The following is a 456-nucleotide window of genomic DNA, read 5'->3' as shown; positions in this document are numbered from 1 at the left end:
GTTGCCGGTATTGGTGCTCTGTGCCGATGACGACATCCTCACGCCGCGCTATTTCTCGGAAGAATACGCCCGGCTGATCCCGGGTGCGAGAGCCCACTGGGAGCCTAGGGGAGGGCACGCGCTGTCGCAAACCGAGCCGTCGAGGTTCTCGTCCGCGGTGCTAACATTCCTGAGGGATGTCGACCGACCGGCATGATCAGGGGAGCTTGCCGATCTGTCGGGATTCGTTCGCGGTCTCGATCCGATCGATGAAGTTCCGGACGACGCGATTGAATTCATCCGGTCGTGTCATGGACAAGGCGTGTCCTCCGTGCGGAATGATGATGCATTCCGAGTTCGGAATCCTGTCGGCCAGCGCGCGGGAGAAATACGCCGGCGTCAGGACATCGTCCGCGACGCCGAGCACGAAGGTCGGAATTGAAATTCTTGAAAGCTCCGCCTGCCTATCAAAAGCGA

2 protein-coding genes are annotated in these 456 nt (G+C 60.1%); one reads left to right on the top strand and one right to left on the bottom strand.

The features are described 5' to 3' along the window. Nucleotides 1–196, top strand: a 196-nt coding sequence (locus AC5ZGW_RS47020; protein ID WP_496114257.1) for an alpha/beta fold hydrolase, incomplete at its 5' end; no start/stop codon positions are given. Here AC5ZGW_RS47020 and AC5ZGW_RS47015 read toward each other — a convergent pair. Continuing rightward, the coding region (locus AC5ZGW_RS47015; RefSeq protein WP_496114256.1) for an alpha/beta fold hydrolase at nt 197–456 on the bottom strand (260 nt) is incomplete at its 5' end.

The organism is Bradyrhizobium sp. Crot121 (assembly GCF_059512385.1).
The sequence above is the reverse complement of the archived record's forward strand: the minus strand, read 5'-3'. Positions and strand labels throughout refer to the sequence as shown.